Genomic DNA, 19,533 nt, shown 5'->3' with positions numbered 1-19,533 from the left:
TCCGGCCAGGCGCCCGAGCCGTCCGGGGTGGACCTGGCCCGGGTGGCGCTGCGGGCCGCGAAGGAGCAGGCCGCGGCGCGGGGCGCCGCCGCCCAGCAGCGTAAACAGGCCAGACGCGGCGGCGGCCTGCGCTCCGGCGCCCGGTCGGACGGCAGGGACCCGCTGGCGCTCGGCTCGGCGATCAACCGGCTGATCACGGAACGCGGCTGGGAGACGCCCGCCGCGGTGGGCGGGGTGATGGGCCGCTGGCCGCAGATCGTCGGCGAGGATCTGGCCAAACACTGTGTGCCCCTGAAGTACGACGAGGCCCCCGAGGCCCGGGTGCTGACCGTCCAGTGCAGTTCGACCGCCTGGGCGACGCAGCTGCGGCTGCTCGCGCCCCAGCTGGTGGCGCGGCTCAACGCCGATCTCGGGCAGGGCACGGTCCGCATGATCAAGGTGCTGGGGCCCGGCGGCCCGCAGCGCACGTACGGGCGGCTGCGCGCGCCCGGTTCGACCGGTCCCGGCGACACGTACGGCTGACCGGCCGCAGTCCAGCAGCGGAACGATCCCGCCCCTACCCCCTGTGAGCTGGGCTTTCTCCGCCCACCGCCCTGGAGTGACCACGTCCGCGGCACAGCCGTCGGGCCCTTTGGGCTGCCCGGGGCCCGTACTGCCCGGCTGGCTCCGGAGACCTGGAGGCTTCCGGCTTGTGCCGTTGTGCGGGGGTTGAAACCTCCGGGGGCCGAGCGGGTGTCCCTCACCGTAGCGGAGGGTTGACAGGCAGAAGCGCTCAATGCCCGCGTGAGCCTCTCAGAGCCCCGTCCTGAATATGGGGAGTCGTCAGCCGCTGGTTGAGGGCGGCACATGCGGACTCAGGTACCGCCAAACCCCCATTCGGGTCGGCGCTAGCGGTAGACTGATGAACAATCCCGCTACTGAGCGGGTGTCGTCGATTACCAGCCGAACGACGCAGCCGCTCCCGCCTGCCGGAGAACGGCCTGTGCTGTGCCAGAAAGGGCGCTTCGTGGCCGATTCCGGCAACCCCAACGAGAACAACCCGTCCACAGCCGGCGAACACGGCGAGGTCACCGCCTCGTACGACGCCAGCGCGATCACCGTCCTCGAAGGACTGGACGCGGTCCGCAAGCGACCTGGCATGTACATCGGTTCGACCGGTGAGCGTGGACTCCACCACCTGGTGCAGGAGGTCGTCGACAACTCCGTCGACGAGGCTCTCGCCGGGCACGCCGACACGATCGACGTCACGATCCTCGCCGACGGCGGCGTCCGGGTCGTCGACAACGGCCGCGGCATCCCGGTGGGCATCGTGCCCTCCGAGGGCAAGCCCGCCGTCGAGGTCGTCCTGACGGTCCTGCACGCGGGCGGCAAGTTCGGCGGCGGCGGTTACGCCGTCTCCGGCGGTCTGCACGGTGTCGGCGTCTCCGTCGTCAACGCCCTCTCCACCCGTGTCGCCGTCGAGGTGAAGACCGACGGCCACCGCTGGACGCAGGACTACAAGCTGGGTGTGCCGACGGCGCCCCTGGCGAAGCACGAGGCCACCGAGGAGACCGGCACCTCGGTCAGCTTCTGGGCCGACGGCGACGTCTTCGACACCACCGAGTACTCCTTCGAGACCCTCGCGCGCCGCTTCCAGGAGATGGCGTTCCTCAACAAGGGCCTCACGCTCAAGCTCACCGATGAACGCGAGTCGGCGAAGGCGACCGTGGGTGCCGACGAGGCCGAGGCCACCGCCACCGCGGAGGAACCGCCGGCGCGCACGGTCACGTACCACTACGAGGGCGGCATCGTCGACTTCGTGAAGTACCTGAATTCGCGCAAGGGCGACCTGATCCACCAGTCGGTGATCGACATCGAGGCCGAGGACAAGGACCGCCTTCTCTCGGCCGAGATCGCGATGCAGTGGAACACGCAGTACACCGAGGGCGTGTACTCCTTCGCGAACACGATCCACACGCACGAGGGCGGCACTCACGAAGAGGGCTTCCGCGCCGCGCTGACCTCGCTGGTCAACCGGTACGCGCGCGACAAGAAGCTGCTCCGCGAGAAGGACGACAACCTCACCGGCGAGGACGTCCGCGAGGGTCTGACCGCGATCATCTCGGTGAAGCTGGGCGAGCCGCAGTTCGAAGGCCAGACGAAGACCAAGCTGGGCAACACCGAGGCGAAGACCTTCGTCCAGAAGGTCGTCCACGAGCAGCTCACGGACTGGTTCGACCGGAACCCGAACGAGGCCGCCGACATCATCCGCAAGGGCATCGCCGCCTCGACCGCCCGGGTGGCGGCCCGCAAGGCGCGCGACCTGACCCGCCGCAAGGGTCTGCTGGAGTCGGCGTCGCTGCCGGGGAAGCTGTCCGACTGCCAGTCGAACGACCCCACCAAGTGCGAGATCTTCATCGTCGAGGGTGACTCCGCCGGTGGTTCGGCGAAGTCGGGCCGCAACCCGATGTACCAGGCGATCCTGCCCATCCGGGGCAAGATCCTGAACGTCGAGAAGGCCCGGATCGACAAGATCCTCCAGAACACCGAGGTCCAGGCGCTGATCTCGGCGTTCGGCACCGGGGTGCACGAGGACTTCGACATCGAGAAGCTCCGCTATCACAAGATCATCCTTATGGCGGACGCCGACGTCGACGGTCAGCACATCAACACCCTGCTGCTGACCTTCCTCTTCCGCTTCATGCGCCCGCTGGTCGAGGCCGGTCACGTCTACCTCTCGCGCCCGCCGCTCTACAAGATCAAGTGGGGCCGGGACGACTTCGAGTACGCGTACTCGGACCGCGAGCGGGACGCCCTGGTGGCGCTCGGCAAGCAGAACGGCAAGCGGATCAAGGAAGACTCGATCCAGCGCTTCAAGGGTCTCGGCGAGATGAACGCCGAGGAGCTGCGCGTCACCACGATGGACATCGACCACCGGGTGCTCGGCCAGGTCACCCTCGACGACGCGGCGCAGGCCGACGACCTCTTCTCGGTGCTGATGGGTGAGGACGTCGAGGCACGGCGCTCGTTCATCCAGCGCAATGCCAAGGACGTCCGCTTCCTCGACATCTGAGTCGGCCGTACAAGCAAGCCGCCGCTCGAAAGGACTTTGACCAGCAATGGCCGACGAGAACACCCCTGTGACACCGGAAGAACAGCCCGTCGTGGCCGGTGTGGGCATGCGTGTCGAGCCCGTGGGGCTCGAGACGGAGATGCAGCGCTCCTACCTCGACTACGCGATGTCCGTCATCGTCTCGCGTGCGCTCCCCGACGTACGGGACGGCCTCAAGCCCGTCCACCGCCGGGTGCTGTACGCGATGTACGACGGCGGTTACCGCCCCGAGAAGGGCTTCTACAAGTGTGCCCGCGTCGTCGGTGACGTCATGGGTACGTACCACCCGCACGGCGACTCCTCCATCTACGACGCCCTGGTGCGCCTCGCGCAGCACTGGTCGATGCGCATGCCGCTGGTGGACTCCAACGGCAACTTCGGTTCCCCGGGCAACGACCCGGCCGCCGCCATGCGGTACACCGAGTGCAAGATGATGCCGCTGTCCATGGAGATGGTCCGGGACATCGACGAGGAGACCGTCGACTTCCAGGACAACTACGACGGACGGAACCAGGAGCCGACGGTCCTGCCGGCGCGCTTCCCGAACCTGCTCGTCAACGGCTCCGCCGGTATCGCCGTCGGTATGGCCACCAACATCCCGCCGCACAACCTCCGCGAGGTCGCCGCGGGCGCCCAGTGGTACCTGGAGCACCCGGAGGCCTCGCACGAGGAGCTCCTGGACGCGCTGATCGAGCGCATCAAGGGCCCGGACTTCCCGACCGGCGCCCTGGTCGTCGGCCGCAAGGGCATCGAGGAGGCGTACCGCACCGGTCGTGGCTCCATCACGATGCGCGCGGTCGTCGCGGTCGAGGAGATCCAGAACCGGCAGTGTCTGGTCGTCACGGAGCTTCCGTACCAGACCAACCCGGACAACCTCGCGCAGAAGATCGCCGACCTGGTCAAGGACGGCAAGATCGGCGGGATCGCGGACGTCCGCGACGAGACCTCGTCGCGGACCGGCCAGCGCCTGGTCGTCGTGCTCAAGCGCGACGCGGTCGCCAAGGTCGTGCTGAACAACCTCTACAAGCACACCGACCTCCAGACGAACTTCGGCGCCAACATGCTGGCGCTCGTCGACGGGGTGCCGCGCACCCTCTCGGTCGACGCGTTCATCCGCCACTGGGTGACGCACCAGATCGAGGTCATCGTCCGGCGCACCCGCTTCCGGCTGCGCAAGGCGGAGGAGCGGGCGCACATCCTGCGTGGCCTCCTGAAGGCCCTGGACGCCATCGACGAGGTCATCGCCCTCATCCGGCGCAGCCAGACCGTGGAGGTCGCTCGGGAGGGCCTGATGGGCCTCCTGGAGATCGACGAGATCCAGGCGAACGCGATCCTGGAGATGCAGCTGCGCCGGCTGGCCGCGCTGGAGCACCAGAAGATCACCGCCGAGCACGACGAGCTCCAGGCGAAGATCAACGAGTACAACGCGATCCTGGCCTCGCCCGAGCGGCAGCGGCAGATCGTCAGCGAGGAACTGGCGGCGATCGTCGAGAAGTTCGGCGACGACCGGCGTTCCAAGCTAGTCCCCTTCGACGGAGACATGTCCATCGAGGACCTGATCCAGGAAGAGGACATCGTCGTCACGATCTCGCGTGGCGGCTATGTGAAGCGCACCAAGACGGACGACTACCGTTCGCAGAAGCGCGGCGGCAAGGGCGTGCGCGGCACGAAGCTCAAGGAAGACGACATCGTCGACCACTTCTTCGTGTCGACGACCCACCACTGGCTGCTGTTCTTCACGAACAAGGGCCGGGTCTACCGCGCGAAGGCGTACGAGCTCCCGGACGCCGGCCGGGACGCGCGCGGCCAGCACGTGGCGAACCTGCTGGCCTTCCAGCCGGACGAGCGGATCGCCCAGATCCTCGCGATCCGCGACTACGACGCGGCGCCCTACCTGATCCTGGCCACCAAGGGCGGCCTGGTGAAGAAGACGGCGCTCAAGGACTACGACTCGCCCCGCTCCGGCGGTGTCATCGCGATCAACCTGCGGGAGACCGCGGACGGCAGCGACGACGAGCTGATCGGCGCCGAGCTGGTGTCGGCCGAGGACGACCTGCTGCTGATCAGCAGGAAGGCCCAGTCGATCCGGTTCACCGCGACGGACGACGCGCTGCGCCCGATGGGCCGCGCCACTTCGGGCGTCAAGGGGATGAGCTTCCGCGAGGGCGACGAGCTCCTCTCGATGAACGTGGTCAGGCCCGGTACGTTCGTCTTCACCGCGACCGACGGCGGGTACGCGAAGCGCACCCCCGTCGACGAGTACCGCGTCCAGGGTCGTGGCGGCCTCGGCATCAAGGCCGCCAAGATCGTGGAGGACCGCGGGTCGCTCGTGGGGGCCCTGGTGGTGGAGGAGACGGACGAGATCCTCGCCATCACCCTCGGCGGTGGTGTGATTCGCACGCGAGTCAATGAAGTCAGGGAGACGGGCCGTGACACCATGGGCGTCCAACTGATCAATCTGGGCAAGCGTGATGCCGTCGTCGGCATCGCGCGCAACGCCGAGGCCGGCCGTGAGGCGGAAGAGGTCGATGGGACCTCCGAGGCGGACGGTTCGGACGAGGCATCGGTCGAGGTTCTGACCGAGGGCACTGTCGAGGGCACGGAGCCCTCGACCGGGGAGCACGAGGAGTAGAGCGTGAGTGGAGCCACGGGCGCCGATTCGGCCGCTTCTGGAGACGGAGCGAACGGTGCCCGTGGCCCTGCCACGGACTCCCAAGGGGGCACTGTGACGGACACTCGGGGCCCGCAGCCCCAGTACGAGGGCTACGCGAACGGGCCGCTGCCCGGGGAGCGGGAGCCCGCGCAAGGGACGGCGGGTCCCTACCACCCGCCGCAGGCGTACGAATCGCCGGCCGGAGGCCGAGGGGCCACCGGCGGGCAGGGCGTACGTCTGCCGCGGACGGGTGCGCGGACCACTCCGCGGACCCGTAAGGCACGGCTGCGTGTGTCGAAGGCCGACCCCTGGTCGGTGATGAAGGTGAGCTTCCTGCTCTCCATCGCACTCGGCATCTGCACCGTGGTCGCGGCCGCGGTCCTGTGGATGGTGATGGACGCCATGGGCGTCTTCTCCACCGTGGGCGGCACGATCAGTGAGGCGACGGGTTCCAACGAGAGCAACGGCTTCGATCTGCAGTCGTTCCTCTCGCTGCCGCGCGTCCTCATCTTCACGTCGGTCATCGCGGTGATCGACGTGGTGCTGGCCACCGCGCTGGCGACGCTGGGCGCTTTCATCTACAACCTGTCGGCGGGTTTCGTGGGCGGCGTGGAGCTCACGCTGGCCGAGGACGAGTAGCCCGCGGGCTATCGATTTTGGGACTGGCCCCGACGTGCGCTAATCTTCAGAAGTCAGCGCAGCAGCGCGGCGGGGCTATAGCTCAGTTGGTTAGAGCGCATCCCTGATAAGGATGAGGCCACAGGTTCAAATCCTGTTAGCCCCACCAGTACGAAGGCCCCCACCGGAAACGGTGGGGGCCTTCGGCGTATGCGGCCGGGTGGGGCGCCGGGGGTTCTGCCGGTCGTGGACGGCGTGTCGTCCCGCGCGGAAAGCGGTGGCGGAGCCCGCCGTCGCGGGCCTGGAGGCGCCCGGAGACCAAGGGGCATCCCCGAGCCGTGTCCGATACCTTGGACGGCACTGTCGCCATCCGGGCCGCCGTGGCCCGCCCCGCCGCGATCGCCGACCCCCGCTCGACCCGTGGGTGGCCCGCCCGGCCGTGCGTACGGGGGGCGGGGCTACCGGTGGGCGGCCAGGCTGGCGAGCAGGGCGGCCCCGGCGCCCAGGACGAGGAGCTGGACGGTGCCGCACGTACGCCAGCGCAGGAGATGGAAGCCACCGCCCGTGACGATCGCGGCGCCGAACAGGGTCCACGTCGCGCGCACGGCCTCGTGGGGGGCGTCGGGCGGGTTGCCGTCGTCGGCGGAGTCGGCCCACCCGGTCATTCCGTAGCGGAAGAGCAGCCAGCCGATGACGATCAGGTCGAGGACGAAGAGAACCACGCTGATGCCGGCCTGTTGGCCGGTCGACGGTCGACTCTGTCCCACAGCAACCCACCCCTTCGCTTGCCGAGTCCGCCTGCCGTACGCGTTCCAGCGTGCTCGGGCGGCGGATGGCGCGCATGAGCACGGCTACTCAGCTCCGGCCGGCCGTGCGGCTGCGGCGCCGGATCCGCAGGCCGCCGGGCGCCGGGCGCACGGGAAGGCCCCCGGCCGGTGGGTACCGGGCCGGGGGCCTGAAGTTCGGGGTGGTGCGGGGGCCGGTCAGGGCGGGGGGAGAGGGGACTCGCCTTCCGTGGCCGCGTAGTTGGTGCGGGCGGCTTCGGTTCCGGGGGCGTTCGCGGTGTCGGCGGGCAGGTGCCTGGTGGCGGGGGAGGAGCCGTGCGCCTCGGCGCGGATGCGCTGCTTCATCGTGGGTGGCAGTGCCCGGTCACGCGGAAGGGTCCATCGCACCGACGGGGTGGTCGCGGTTGCCGCGGTCGCACCCGTCTGCTTCTGGGTCGTGTGCGTCGGCTGCTGCTCCGTGGCCGAGGCGTTCGCCGCGGCGAGGCCGAGGGAGGCGAGGAGGGCGAAGAAGGCGGTGATGAAGGCTGTCCAGAGGTTCTTGACCTTGAAGGCGCTCATGGCCCCTCACTTTCAGGTGGTCCGGTTTGCTTACCTTTCTGATGATGTGGATGTGGAAGCGTATTTCTGGGACCGACGCCACCGGTGCGCCGATCTTCTGATGAACACCACTCGTATGGTGCAACCGGGCTGGTGGAAAGCCCCGGGGCCTCTCCGAGGGGCCCTCCGGAGGCTCTCCGGAGGGTGCTCCAAGAGGTCCGGCGGGCTTGCTGACCGCCCGGGGGAGGGGCCTGCGGCGGGGCCCGGGCAGGTCACCGATCGGTATCGGCCGGTGTGTATAGTCGGGCGGCAGAAGTCCCTTAAAACCTAGGAAAGACGAGGTCGCGCGGTGAAGAAGCTTCTCCTGGTCGCACTGGCCGCCATCGGCGGGCTCCTCGTGTACCGCCAGATCCAGGCGGATCGCGCCGAGCAGGATCTGTGGACGGAGGCGACCGACTCCGTGCCCGCAGGTTCGGGCGTGTGAGACGACGCAGTCCCTGAGAAGCCCCGGCCGCCGAGCGGCCGGGGCTTCCTGCTGTCCGGGCCCCGTGCCTCGACCACGTCCTGGGCCGGATACAGCACCGTCCGCACCGATCCGCTGTGGCCGCAGACAGCGGCGGGGCCCCCGGGGCAGGATGGACGCGCATCGCGACCGCCGCAGGGGAAAGCTCCGGTGGCGCCGGACACGGTTCCGTGCGGGGTACGGCTACGGGCCGGGGCGCGGGCGGTCGCCGGGACGACGAGGGGGAGCGCGTGAAGAGGCAGATCGGCAGGGGCGGCCGGGCGGCGTCGGCGGTCTTCGCCGCGATGTGTGCGGTGGTGGCGCTGTCCGGGCCGGCGTACGCGGCCGACCCGGCCCCGTACGCCTTCGACCCGGGCGCGAAGCGGGTGACCGGGACCGTGGCGAACGCCGACGCACCGCTCCTGGAGGCCGGTTCGGTCTATCGCAGTTCGATCGAGGCCGGGGAGAAGCTGTACTACCGGGTGAACCTGGACGCCGCCTCGGACGCGTACGTCTCGGCGGTCGCGGTGCCCCGAACGCCCGAGCAGGCGGTCGCCTACGGCGACGGGATCACCGTCTCCGTCCGCGACCGCAACGACGCGCAGTGCGGTTCGGGCGACGCCCTGGTCGGATCGGCGGAGTTCGCCCGTCCGCTGTCCGCCTACGCGGTCCGGACCGTCGAGGAGGGGAGTTCGTACTGCCAGGAGGCGGGCGCGTACGACGTCCTGATCGAGCGGGAGAGCAAGGAGACCTCCTCCCCCGAGGCGTGGGACCTGGAGATCCGCCACGACGTCGAGCCCGTGTTGAAGAAGGCCGGCTCCCAACCCACCTCCGCGCCCTCGGAGTTCGCCTCCGAGCCGCCCGCCCCGCTGCCCACGTCGGCGCCCCGGGCCGCCCGGTCCGGCGGCACCGGCTTCAACGACGCGACCGGGCTGGAACCGGGCGAGTGGAAGGACACCGTCTCGCCCGGCCAGACCCGCTTCTACCGGGTCCCGGTCGACTGGGGGCAGCAGCTCCACGTCACGGCCGAACTCAGCAACAACAACGCCTCGACCACCTTCCTCGGCAACGCCCTCTCGCTCTCACTGGCGAACCCCGCGCGCGGTCACGTGGAGGGGGAGGTCCTCTCGTACTCGGGACGGCCCGCGTCCGTCTCCCTCGACCCGCTTCCCCCGGTGGGCTGGAGCAATCGTTACGCCTCGGCGGCCGGTGTCTCCGGTATGCGGTTCGCCGGCTGGTACTACGTGGCGGTCGGGCTCAGCCCCAAGGTGGCGAAGGAGTACGGCGCCGGCCCGATCAAGCTGACGCTGACGGTGCAGGTGGAGAACGAGGCGCAGCCCTCCCCGTACGCCGGTGACGCGGGGATCTTCGGCGTCACCGACGCCGACCGGGACATGGCGCGCAGTGGACGGAGCGCGCCGCGGGCGGCGCGGAGCGCGACCATGCGGCTGGTCGGTGTGGCCGGGATCGGGGCGGGGACGGTGCTGGTGCTGGGGCTCGGCGTCTGGACGCTGCTGGCCCGCCGCCGGGCGGTAGCGCCGGTGGCCGGGGCGGCCGGGCGGCCGGCGCCGTACGGAGGGCCGCCGCAGGCTTGGTGACCGCAGCCCGGGCAGCGGTGGCGGGCATGCTGCCGTGGCCCGGCCCGGCGGGTGCGCTCGGCTCCGTTCAGGCCTGGGTGAGCGCCCAGATGCCGACGGCGAAGAAGAGCAGCGCGACCAGCAGCACCAAGGCCGCCACCCTCGGGGACGGACCCGGCCGGGCCGTACGGGCCGCAGGGCCCGGTGGTGCGGCGTGCGGGAGCGCGGCGGGTGCCGGGGCAGGGGCCACGCCTGCGGGGTGCCCGTGGGGCGCGGTGTAGCCGCGTGTCGGGGCCGGGCCGGGGTGCCCGGCGGCGGTGGCGGCGGTGGCCGGGGAGGGAACCTGGGCGGCCGGCTCCGGGCCGGTCGCCCAGGCGGCGGGCCTCGACGGCGGGACGGGGGGCGGGGCCAGATGGAAGCTGCCGGTCTCCGACATGGATACCGGGGGTGCCTGGTGCGGGAGTTGGCCGCCGGGAGGAGCGCTCCCGGGGGCGGCGGGCGAACCGGGGGGCGGGCCGCCGTACGGGTCGCGGAGCGCGCTGCCGAGCGGGCCGTCCGGGCCGAATCCGTCCGGCAGGGGACCGATCTGGTCGAACACCTCCACCGGCTCCTCGCCGGCCGGGGGGTCGGGCAGCATCTCCAGCGCCGCGGCGAGGGCCTTGCGCGCACCGGTCGCGGTACGGAACCGGGCCTGCGGGTCCGGCTGCAGCAGCCCGGCGAGCACCTGCCAGAGGGGCTCGGGAACGCCCTGAGGGGCGCCGGGGGTGCCGTGGGCGGCGAAGTGCTCGATGAGCGCCCGTGAGTCGGGTTTGCGGCCCTGCAGGAGGTACAGGGCGACGAGTCCCACCGCGAAGAGGTCGGCGGGGAAGTCCGGCTCGGCGCCCATCATCTGCTCCGGCGCGAAGTAACCCGGGGTACCCACCACGTAGTTGGTCTCGGTGAGCCGGGGTTCGCCCTTGCGCATCGAGATGCCGAAATCCGACAGCCGAAGGTGCGGACGTCCCGAACCGGTCGCCTCCATCAGGATGTTGGCGGGCTTGATGTCGCGGTGCACCACACCTTCGGCGTGCACGGTCGACAGCCCCGACAGCAGCTGGTCGAGCAGGAGGCAGACGAAGTGCGGCGGCAACGGGCCGTAGTCGCCGATGACATGGGCCAGTGAGCCGCCGCTGACCAGGTCCATGGTGAACAGGACCTTGTCGTCGTCGGCGGCCCAGCTGGCGGGCGCGAGGACGTGGGGATGCTCGATGCGCAGCGCCTGCTCGCGCACGAAGCGGAGCAGCGTGTGCGCGTCGCTCTGCTGGAGCACCTTGGCCGCGACGTACCTGCGGCGCCGGTGGTCCCAGGCGCGCCAGACGGCGCCCACGCCACCGCGTCCGATCGGATCGACCAGTTCGTACCGGCCGGCGAATACCTCACCCATTGCGCTCTGTCCGCTCCAGTCCTGTGCCGGATGGTGCCGGGTGCCGGAACCCCGGGTGCGGCCGGTGGCTCCCGGGTGTCCGGGGCGTCGAACGCGGCCCCGGCACCGCTCTGCGCCGTGCGGCCGGTGCTGCTCCCGTCCCGCCGGGAGCGACCCCAGTGCCGGGCGCGACCCCTAGTTCTGGTGTCCCTCGTAGTGCGCGACGGCGTCCGCGGTGCGACCGGCGCCGTACACCCGGAGAAACTCTGCCAGTTCGGGGTGGGTCGGGGCGAGGGAGTCGGCCGCTTCGATGATGTCTCCGGCCGCCGATACCGAGCGCAGCAGCGACTGGATCTCGCGGACGACACGGCGGACGGTGGGTGCTCCGCCGGTGGCGGTGGCCTGGCCGGTGCTCGACAGAACCGATCCTCCTTGGGACTTCTTGACCTCGTCCATCCGGTCGGCGGCCTCGCCCGCGCTGACACTGCCGTCCGCGACCTGGACCGCGAGTTCCTGGAGCGCCTGGACGCGCTGGACCACCGCGGGGTTGCCGATCTTGGCCCGCTGGCCGCTCATCAGCTGGGACAGCATGGGCGCGGACAGCCCGAGTACAGCCGCGAGCCGGGCCTGATTCAGGCCAAGATCATCTATCAGTCGGCGGAAGAGCGCGCCGAGCGGCTCCCCGTACCAACTGCGCTGGAGTTCCCTGGCTCTTGCGGTTGCCTCTTGCTGCGCTGCGTCCATCACGCCTCCCCTTCGCTGCTGCGAACCTAGTCGGACATCTTACGGAGAGTGGTCGTCCCCCGGGAGTCCCCATCTCTTTGCGGGAATCCCGCCGGGACCCGGTACTCTGGTCTGCGACGGGCGCTCCACGTGCGGATGGCGGGTGGTGGCGTGCGTTGTTCGGGGCCTTAGCTCAGTTGGTAGAGCGCTGCCTTTGCAAGGCAGATGTCAGGAGTTCGAATCTCCTAGGCTCCACATTCCCGAATAGCCCCTGACCTGTGGAAACCCAGGCCGGGGGCTTTTTGTGTGGTGGGCTCGGGCCGGGGAGCCGGCTGCCCGGTGGCCGGCATCCGGACCGGCATCCCGAAGACCTGCCGCAGCTCTGTCCGGTGTCGATCAGCTCGACGTCGGTGGCCTTCGGGCCCTCTTCCCCATCGGCGGCGCCCGCGAGGCAGGGGCGTCCAGCCGGAGTTCGGCCTCAACGGCGAGGAATGGCTGCACGCTGCGTTCCTTCGTCGGGCTCCACCAGCACGAACCGTCGCCGCCGGTGAATTCGTGAGCCCTTCACCGGACCGGACCGGACCGGACCGGACCGGACCGTCCCCGCCCCACGCCGATGCGCCGACTCGACGCGGTTGCGGTCCGCCGCAGTGGCCACATCGCGCTGTTCGGCGGTGCCGGGTGGCGCCGGTCGTGGCCTCGTCGCCGGCAGCGCCGGCGGTTTCCGGAATCCAGCCGTCCTCGCGGCACGGGCAGGCGGGCGCGCGGGCGGGCGCGCGGGTCGCGTACGCCCACCATGTGGTTCCCTCCCACGTGCGTTCCCGGCTCGTCCGCGCCGTCATCCGCAGCCCCGCCATCCGGAACCGGGTCTGCGCCATATGGCGTAGACGGATGCCTACCCGTGCCATAGGACATGGGTACCGGGATTCGACCGGTGGCCGGGGAGGGATTCCATGACGTCCGAAGCGCTGCATTACTGGATCTTGGTGTTGGACCTGGAGAGTTTCAGCACCAGGCCCGACCCCATTCAGCGGTCTCTGAGGGATGCCATGTACGAGGTGGTGGAAAGTGCCCTCGCCCAGGCGGGCATCGACCGGGGGGAGGTCGCCACCGAGGACCGGGGAGACGGAATCCTGATGTTGGTGGCGCCCACCGTCCCGCCGGTGAAGCTGGCGGGACCGCTGGTCCGCGCGCTCGACGACGGGCTGCGGGAGAAGGCTCGGATCTACAGTTCCGCGCACTCCCTGCGGATGCGGCTCGCGCTGCACCAGGGGCTGGTCGTCCGCGACGCACGCGGGTGGTCCGGTGACGCGGTGAACACCACGTTCCGCCTGGTGGACGCGGAGCCGCTGAGGGACACCCTGCGCGCCGCCGGTACGGCCTGTCTGGCCTTCGTGGTCTCGGACCAGGTGTACGAGGGCGTCGTACGACACGCGCCGCGCGGCATCGATCCGGCCGCCTACCTCCCCCTCCGCTTCACCACGAAGCACGGTGGGACGGTGGAGAGCTGGGTCATGGTGCCGGGCTTCAGCGCGCCTCCCGGCCTGGCCCTTCCGAGCCCGACTCCCCCTCCGGCCCCCGCCTCGCCGCCGACGAGCCCCGAGCGGGGCGACGGGGCCGCTGACGCCGGGGCACGGCCGGACGGGGCAGTCGGCGCGAGTGCCATCCATGTCGGCGTCGTCCGAGGTGACGTGGTGGGCCGCGACAAGGTCATCCACCAGCAGGGGACGGTCCGCCCGTGACAGTGCCCACACCGACGGGGGGCGCCGGTGCGGGGGCGGGAGCGTCGGGGGCCGCTCCCGCACCCGCCCCGGCCGCGACTCCGTCCACGGGTCCCACCGCTCCGGGCGGTACGGCCGGCGGACCTGGCGGCTCCTCCGCGGGCGGTACGGCTCCCCCCGCGGGCACCACCGGCACCGGCACGCAGAGCGAGGGGACCGGAAGGGGGGACGACGGCGCGGCACCCTCCGGTCGGCTCGGCGAGGGTTCGCAGCGCCACGGGCACCTGCGCGGCGCCTACGCGAACGTGGACGGCGACGTCGTGGGCCGGGACAAGTACGTCCTGGTGGTGGGCGGTGGCCGCGAGCGTCTGCGGCCCTTGTCACCCGTGCTGCGCGACCGGGCCCGGCACGCGTACGAGGAGGCGCCGGGCTACGAGGAGGCCCGCTCGGAGCTGGCCCGGCAGAGCATCGTCGTGCTGCGCGGCGCCGATGGCCTGGGCAAGACGGCCACCGCCGTACGGTTGCTGCTGCCGTGTCGCGGGCCCGTCTACCACCTCGACAGCCGTGTGGACTTCGCCTCGCTGGTCGACCGGATCGACGCACCGGCCGGCGACGGCAACGGCATCGGCATCGAACCGGGAGCGGGCTTCCTGCTGGACCGGCCGGTCGACGCGGCGAACCTGCGCGGCGAGATCTACGAACGGCTGCAGACCGCGCTGCTGGACGCGGGTGCGGTCATGGTCGTCACCCTCACCGACACCGACGTCTCCGACAGCGAACTGCTGTCCGGGGTGGTGGATCTGGTCCGGCCTCCCACGCACCTCGGGATCGTCAGACGCTATCTGCGCTGGCGCTTCGGAGTGCCGGAGGCGGAGCGCATCCTCGCCGACGCCGAGGTGGCGGCGCTGATCGACGAGCACCTCGACGCCAACGCGACCTGCCGGAGCGCCTCGGACCTCGCCACCTTCCTGCACGACGAGTACTGGTCCGGCGATCCGGAGCTGGGCCGGATCCGGACTCGTATGGCACGCAGGGGCGTCGAGACCTTCGAGATCTGGGCGGACGGCCTGACCGACCCCTTCGTGCGCTGTTTCTCGCTCGCGCTGGCGGTACTCAACGGTCTGCCCCAGGAGGAGATCGACGAGGCCGCCCGGAGGCTGGTACGCCGGCTCGACTCCGTTCGCTCGCCCGCCGTCGCGAAGGAAGGAGCGGGCCGCTACGCGCCGCTGACCGTCTTCGACCCGCTGGCCCTGCCGACGCGGAAACTGCTGGCCCGGCTGCGTGCCCGGCGGATCGACACAGCCGCAGCGCGCGGCTGCCTGGAGTACCAGGACCCGGAGTACCCGCGCCAGGTCATCGCCCACGCGTGGTCCGGGTATCCGATCCAGGACGTGCTGCTGGGCTGGCTCGGAGAGCTGATCACGGAGGGCTCGGACGAGGTGCGGGTGTACGCCGCGGTGGCTCTGGGCGGGCTGCTGCCCCCCTCCTTCCCCTACCTCAGCCGCAAGGTCCTGGAGAAATGGGCCTTCCACACGGACGCCCGGTTGCGTGAGGCGGTCGGATACGCGCTGGCCACCGGTATTCGTGACCCCGAGCTGCGTCCGAAGATCGAAGCGCTGGCCGCGGGGTGGTTCTCCGACCGGCAGCTACCGCTCGGTCAGGCGACGGCCGCGCGGATGTACGGGCTGACGTCGGCGACGGCGGGAGTGCGGGAGAACATCGCCCGGCTCGCCCGGCTGTCGACGGTGGACGTCGCGTCGGTCGCGACGGCGATCGGCGACGGCTACACCGATCTCGTCGCGCAGGACTACCACACGGCGCCGCTGGTGCTCGGCGCCCTGTGCGCGGGCATGACGCAGACCCAGTCCCGGCCCACCTGCCTGCCGGCCTTCCTCACGATCGCGACCGCCTTGGTCGTGGACAGCAAGGAACCGGAGTTCGACGGTTACGACGGCTGGCCCGCTCTGCTCTTCCTGAGAGAGGTCCGGGCCGAGGTGCGCGAGCCGATGGTGCTGCTGTGGCGCGAGGCACTGGCGCACCCGGCCTCCCACACGCAGGCACAGAGCACGCTGCGGACCTGGGCGACGCTCGCCGAGGCGGACAGCCGGCTGCGGGACACCCTCATGAGCATGCTCGGTGCCGTCGTTCGCGGGGACGCGCGCTCCGGCCACATCATCCGCCAGTACGCCGCCGAGTGGACCGACCGTGACGAACTCGCGCCGCTTCCGGTCACCGCGTGGGCCGTGACCAGAGTGCTCGACCGAGAGAGGGAATGACATGCCGTCGCATCTGCCGCTGACCTTCAGTGTGGACTCCGTGCCGAAGAACAAGCACCGACAGTGGTGGGACGATCACCGCAACGTGGCGATCGTGCACGTGGCCGCGGACGGCAGCTACACCGTCAGCACGCGAGCCACCCCGACGATCTGGGAGAAGGTGCTCAACTGGGGCGGAACCCGGCTGGCGGTGGACGTGGGCGACCACCGCCGTCAGGCGGCGGTGGTCAGTACCCCGCTTCCCTGCAGCGACCAGGCACACCGCTTCGAAGCCCGGCTGGACGTGGGTTTCCGGGTCCACGACCCGGAGGAGGTGGTCCGCAGGAACATCCCCGACGCGCTGCCCATCATCTACGGACACGTCACCCACCTCGTCCGGACCACCGTGCGCCGTTTCGCCATCGACGAGGCGGACCGGGCCGAGGCGGAGATCAACCGGGCCTTCCTGCAGCCGGTCCGGCTCCCCGAGGGGCTGACGATCTATCTGTGCCGGGTGCACATCGAGCCCGACGAGGCCGCCAGGGAGTACATCGAGTCGCTGGCCCGGTACCGCCGGGAGCGTGAGCTGGGGCAGCGGGAGCACGAGAAGCGGATGGCGCACACCGCGTCCGACGAGGCGGTGAAGGACGCCGCCCTCCACGCCTCACTGGAACGCGACAGGCTGCGGGCCGACGCGTTGTCCGGTACGACCTGGGACATCGACGGCCTGATCAAGCAGCACCTGACACAACACCCCGAGGACACCGACGGCGCGGCGCGGCTGCGCCTCGAATGGGAGAACACCCAGGCCGCGCGATGGGCGCTGGGAAATCAGCGGCACGACGAGATGCTCAAGTTCATGGTCGAGAAGGACCTGTTCCGCGCCCCCGACCTGATGTCGCTGCTGGGCGGTCAGGCGGCCGGCGCACTCCAGTCGCTCGGCCTGCAGGCGGCGGCGCCTTCGCCGCCCGCGCTGGGGCCCGCGCCCACGGCCCCCGTGATGTGGGGCGGCCCGGCCGCGGGAACGGCGGCGGGACCGGCGGCGGGACCCTCGTCCGCTCCTGGCGCGACCGGGGCGACGATGCCGGTCTACGTGGTGCTCGACGCTTCGCAGTCGGCGGCGCCGTTCACCGCCGGGCTGAACGACGCGCTGCGGTCGCTGCACACCGCGTTGACCCAGAGCCCCGACGTGGCCGCAGGGGTGCGGTTGTCGGTGATCGGGTACGCGGAACGGCCCGACATGCGCCTGCCGCTGACCAGGGTCGACTGGGGCACCGACGTACCCCACCTGACCGCCGGGGGCGAACTGCACCTGACCGCCGCCTTCGAGGGGCTGGTCGACCTCCTGCCCGGCGACGTCGACCAGCTCAAGCACGCCGGTGGACGCGTGCACCGGCCGGTCGTCTTCCTGGTGACCACCGCCCCGCCGCAGGACCACGCCCGATGGCCGGACGCGCAGCAGGTCCTCAGGGCACACCGCTACGCCCCCACGGTCGTCGCCTGTGGGCTGGGTTCGGCCGAGGCGCGCACCGTGCTGCGGATCGCTTCCAGCCCGGAGCTCGCTTTCGTCGCCGCGCCCGGCGTGCCCGTACCGGACCAGGCGGCGCAGTTCTCCGTCCTCCTGCAGAACACCCTGCTGCACCTGGGCCGGGGGGTCGTCGCCGGCCGTCCCGACCTGGTCACCGAGTGCCCGGCGGGCTTGATCCCGGCGCGCTCCGCGGGGTGATCCCCCACAGTCCGGGATCCGCGTCCGGTCCCACCCCCTCCGACAAGAAGGAATCACCGCAGTGTCCGAAAACCGTGGCTCTCTGCTGCCTGTCTACGTACTCGCCGACGAGTCCGGATCGATGACCAAGCACCTCGGCGAACTCAACCAGGGGCTCCAGTCGCTGCACCACACCCTGCTCGGCGAACCGATGGCCGCCGCCAAGGTCCGCTTCACCGTGCTGGGTTTCTCCGACGACGTCGTGACCCGGGTGGAACTGGCCGACCTGCGCAGGGAGAACGAGCTCCCGGAGCTGGCCACGCGGGGAACCACCAGCTACGAGGCGGTGTTCAACGCCCTGCTGAACCGGCTGCCCCACGACGTGTCCCGGTTGAAGTCGGAGGGGTACAAGGTCCTCCGCCCGGCTGTGTTCTTCCTCAGCGACGGGATGCCCAACTCCGGGGAGGACTGGAAGACGCCGCACGCCCGGCTGACCGACCGGGCCGTCACTCCCGCGGCGCCGAACGTCGTCGCGTGCGGAATAGGCCAGGCCGCCCCCGGAATGATGCTGGAGGTGGCGACCAAACGGGAGTTCGCCCTGGTGTCGGTGCCGGGTGCCGACCTCGGCAAGGCGATCTCGTCCTTCTTCATCGCGCTGACGAAGAGCATGGTGCAGACCGGCCGAAGCGTGGCGAGCGGCGAAGCCGAGCTGATCGTCACGAGGCCCGAGGGCTTCCACATGGCGATTGACGAGGTCTGACATGACCGGCCCGGACTCACCCGGCCGGCCGGGCAGGGACGTCGGAATCGACGAGTACGAGCGCTCGGACGGCTGGCGCGGGGACTTCGAACAGCCTGGTTCCCCTGCCGCACGGCCACCGGCCGTTCAGCACCTGTCCTCCCGCTCGGCGGTCAGGCCCACGCCGCGTCTCCCCGCGCCGTCGGACCCTCCCGCCGGTATTCCCGCCCTGCCTCCTGCGGTGGTGCGTCGGCCGGAGGTGTCACCGGCCGTCAGGCCGCCCGCTTCCGTCCGGCCGGCGCCGCCGGGGCCGTACCCCGACCCGGAGTGGGCCGTGATCCCGGTGGGAGAGCCCGGCTACGCGTTCGAGCCGAAGCCGCCCGTGGCGCCGTCCTACCGTCCGGACACCGTCCACGACGGGTGGTCGACGGACGAGGTGACGGTACGTCTGGCGTCCGTGCGCGGGTACGCGCACCGCTACGAGGGCAGGCCGCGCGAGGACGACGTGGCGGTCGCGGTGCACGGACCCACCCAGAACGTGGTCTTCGCCGTCGCCGACGGCGTCTCCTCGGCCGAGCAGTCCTCCATCGGCTCGGCCCTGGCCTGCCGGGGTGCCGTCAACGAGATTCTGAAGCAGCTCGATTCCGGTGCGTCCGCGCTGGACTGGCCGCACGTGGTGCGGACGGCCGCCTGGCAACTCGTCGCCCGTGCGGCAGGCGGGAGGGAACCCGAGGGGGCTTACAGCGCGGAGGCCGAGCGGAAGTACGCGACCACCCTGGTGACCGGCGTGGTCCAGGTGGACGGATACGGCGTCCCGGTGGTCACCCTCGTCCAAGTAGGCGACTCCGGGGCGTGGTTGCTCGACGGAGGCCGGGGGTCCTACGAGCGACTGCTGACGACCAAGGACTCGCACGGGGCCGAAGTGCTGTCCTCCGCCGTGACCCCGCTGCCCCGGGTCCCGACGCCGCTGCGCGTCCAGAAGGCCGTGCTGGGTCCCGCGTCCGTGCTTCTCGTCGGAACCGACGGCTTCGGCGACGCGCTGGGGGACGGGACGGGCAGTGTCGGGGCGCTCTTCCTCCGGCATCTGCGCACTCCCCCTCCCGCCCGTGGACTCGCCCATCTGCTGGATTTCTCCCGGGAGACCTTCGACGACGACCGCACCCTGCTCGCCGTCTGGCCGAAACACCTGCTGCGGGGGGCAGGCCGGTGACCGGGCGGACTCCGC

General features: G+C 71.1%; 15 protein-coding genes and 2 tRNA genes. 13 read left to right on the top strand and 4 right to left on the bottom strand.

Going from position 1 to position 19,533, the window contains the following annotated elements; genetic code table 11:
- The first annotated feature begins 27 nt into the window (after positions 1–27).
- From ACFZAX_RS05090 to ACFZAX_RS05070, 5 genes are all read left to right on the top strand, one after another.
- Positions 28–522: a DciA family protein gene (locus ACFZAX_RS05090; RefSeq protein ID WP_390959259.1), complete on the top strand. Its 495-nt coding sequence runs from the start codon at positions 28–30 to the stop codon at positions 520–522.
- Between the two features lie 460 nt (positions 523–982).
- A complete protein-coding gene (gyrB, locus tag ACFZAX_RS05085) occupies positions 983–3,052 on the top strand; it encodes a DNA topoisomerase (ATP-hydrolyzing) subunit B (protein WP_390959176.1) in 2,070 nt (689 codons plus the stop codon).
- A 46-nt stretch (positions 3,053–3,098) separates the two neighbouring features.
- Positions 3,099–5,723: a DNA gyrase subunit A gene (gyrA, locus tag ACFZAX_RS05080; protein ID WP_390959175.1), complete on the top strand. Its 2,625-nt coding sequence runs from the start codon at positions 3,099–3,101 to the stop codon at positions 5,721–5,723.
- Between the two features lie 93 nt (positions 5,724–5,816).
- Positions 5,817–6,383 (top strand): DUF3566 domain-containing protein, encoded by a 567-nt coding sequence (locus ACFZAX_RS05075; protein WP_387368196.1) that lies wholly within the window; start codon positions 5,817–5,819, stop codon positions 6,381–6,383.
- A 71-nt stretch (positions 6,384–6,454) separates the two neighbouring features.
- A tRNA-Ile gene (locus ACFZAX_RS05070) sits at positions 6,455–6,531 on the top strand.
- A 289-nt stretch (positions 6,532–6,820) separates the two neighbouring features.
- On the opposite strand, the gene ACFZAX_RS05065 is transcribed toward ACFZAX_RS05070, so the two are convergent.
- Both ACFZAX_RS05065 and ACFZAX_RS05060 read right to left on the bottom strand, forming a co-directional pair.
- Positions 6,821–7,129 (bottom strand): DUF6234 family protein, encoded by a 309-nt coding sequence (locus tag ACFZAX_RS05065; protein WP_390959173.1) that lies wholly within the window; start codon positions 7,127–7,129, stop codon positions 6,821–6,823.
- A 216-nt stretch (positions 7,130–7,345) separates the two neighbouring features.
- A complete protein-coding gene (locus ACFZAX_RS05060) occupies positions 7,346–7,705 on the bottom strand; it encodes a DUF6344 domain-containing protein (RefSeq protein WP_390959171.1) in 360 nt (119 codons plus the stop codon).
- A gap of 328 nt (positions 7,706–8,033) precedes the next feature.
- On the opposite strand from ACFZAX_RS05060, the gene ACFZAX_RS05055 reads away from it, so the two are divergent.
- Both ACFZAX_RS05055 and ACFZAX_RS05050 read left to right on the top strand, forming a co-directional pair.
- A complete protein-coding gene (locus ACFZAX_RS05055) occupies positions 8,034–8,168 on the top strand; it encodes a DLW-39 family protein (RefSeq protein ID WP_003958712.1) in 135 nt (44 codons plus the stop codon).
- A 269-nt stretch (positions 8,169–8,437) separates the two neighbouring features.
- Complete coding sequence (locus tag ACFZAX_RS05050) at positions 8,438–9,784, top strand: hypothetical protein (protein WP_390959166.1); 1,347 nt, start codon at positions 8,438–8,440, stop codon at positions 9,782–9,784.
- 67 nt (positions 9,785–9,851) lie between these two features.
- Here ACFZAX_RS05050 and ACFZAX_RS05045 read toward each other — a convergent pair whose 3' ends face one another.
- Together ACFZAX_RS05045 and ACFZAX_RS05040 are read right to left on the bottom strand one after the other, a co-directional pair.
- Positions 9,852–11,186 carry a protein kinase gene (locus ACFZAX_RS05045; protein ID WP_390959164.1) on the bottom strand — a complete coding sequence of 445 codons (1,335 nt, stop codon included), beginning with the start codon at positions 11,184–11,186 and terminating at the stop codon, positions 9,852–9,854.
- A gap of 174 nt (positions 11,187–11,360) precedes the next feature.
- The gene (locus tag ACFZAX_RS05040) at positions 11,361–11,909 is read right to left on the bottom strand and encodes a helix-turn-helix domain-containing protein (RefSeq protein ID WP_390959162.1); all 549 of its coding nucleotides are present in this window, start codon (positions 11,907–11,909) and stop codon (positions 11,361–11,363) included.
- 161 nt (positions 11,910–12,070) lie between these two features.
- On the opposite strand from ACFZAX_RS05040, the gene ACFZAX_RS05035 reads away from it, so the two are divergent.
- The 6 genes from ACFZAX_RS05035 (at position 12,071) to ACFZAX_RS05010 (ending at position 19,518) form a co-directional block, all read left to right on the top strand.
- Positions 12,071–12,143, top strand: a tRNA-Ala gene (locus ACFZAX_RS05035).
- Positions 12,144–12,841: 698 nt separating this feature from the next.
- Positions 12,842–13,630 (top strand): hypothetical protein, encoded by a 789-nt coding sequence (locus ACFZAX_RS05030; protein WP_390959160.1) that lies wholly within the window; start codon positions 12,842–12,844, stop codon positions 13,628–13,630.
- Positions 13,627–15,885: a hypothetical protein gene (locus ACFZAX_RS05025; protein WP_390959158.1), complete on the top strand. Its 2,259-nt coding sequence runs from the start codon at positions 13,627–13,629 to the stop codon at positions 15,883–15,885. Before ACFZAX_RS05030 ends, ACFZAX_RS05025 begins: the two co-directional genes overlap by 4 nt.
- Position 15,886: 1 nt before the next feature.
- A complete protein-coding gene (locus ACFZAX_RS05020; RefSeq protein ID WP_390959156.1) occupies positions 15,887–17,590 on the top strand; it encodes a hypothetical protein in 1,704 nt (567 codons plus the stop codon).
- A gap of 61 nt (positions 17,591–17,651) precedes the next feature.
- A complete protein-coding gene (locus ACFZAX_RS05015) occupies positions 17,652–18,329 on the top strand; it encodes a hypothetical protein (RefSeq protein WP_390959154.1) in 678 nt (225 codons plus the stop codon).
- A 313-nt stretch (positions 18,330–18,642) separates the two neighbouring features.
- The gene (locus ACFZAX_RS05010; protein ID WP_390959152.1) at positions 18,643–19,518 is read left to right on the top strand and encodes a protein phosphatase 2C domain-containing protein; all 876 of its coding nucleotides are present in this window, start codon (positions 18,643–18,645) and stop codon (positions 19,516–19,518) included.
- The last annotated feature ends 15 nt before the right edge of the window (positions 19,519–19,533 follow it).

Origin of the sequence: Streptomyces sp. NPDC008125 (assembly GCF_042957125.1) — a bacterium.
Classification (GTDB): domain Bacteria; phylum Actinomycetota; class Actinomycetes; order Streptomycetales; family Streptomycetaceae; genus Streptomyces.
Note: the sequence above shows the minus strand (reverse complement) of the source record. Positions and strands in the feature narration are given on the sequence as shown.

Bases quoted from the DNA above. Each gene is read 5' to 3' on its own strand.
- ACFZAX_RS05020 (WP_390959156.1), top strand. From the start codon at position 15,887: ATGCCGTCGCATCTGCCGCTGACCTTCAGTGTGGACTCCGTGCCGAAG.
- ACFZAX_RS05060 (WP_390959171.1), bottom strand. From the start codon at position 7,705: ATGAGCGCCTTCAAGGTCAAGAACCTCTGGACAGCCTTCATCACCGCC.
- ACFZAX_RS05030 (WP_390959160.1), top strand. From the start codon at position 12,842: ATGACGTCCGAAGCGCTGCATTACTGGATCTTGGTGTTGGACCTGGAG.
- gyrA (WP_390959175.1), top strand. From the start codon at position 3,099: ATGGCCGACGAGAACACCCCTGTGACACCGGAAGAACAGCCCGTCGTG.
- ACFZAX_RS05045 (WP_390959164.1), bottom strand. From the start codon at position 11,186: ATGGGTGAGGTATTCGCCGGCCGGTACGAACTGGTCGATCCGATCGGA.
- ACFZAX_RS05040 (WP_390959162.1), bottom strand. From the start codon at position 11,909: ATGGACGCAGCGCAGCAAGAGGCAACCGCAAGAGCCAGGGAACTCCAG.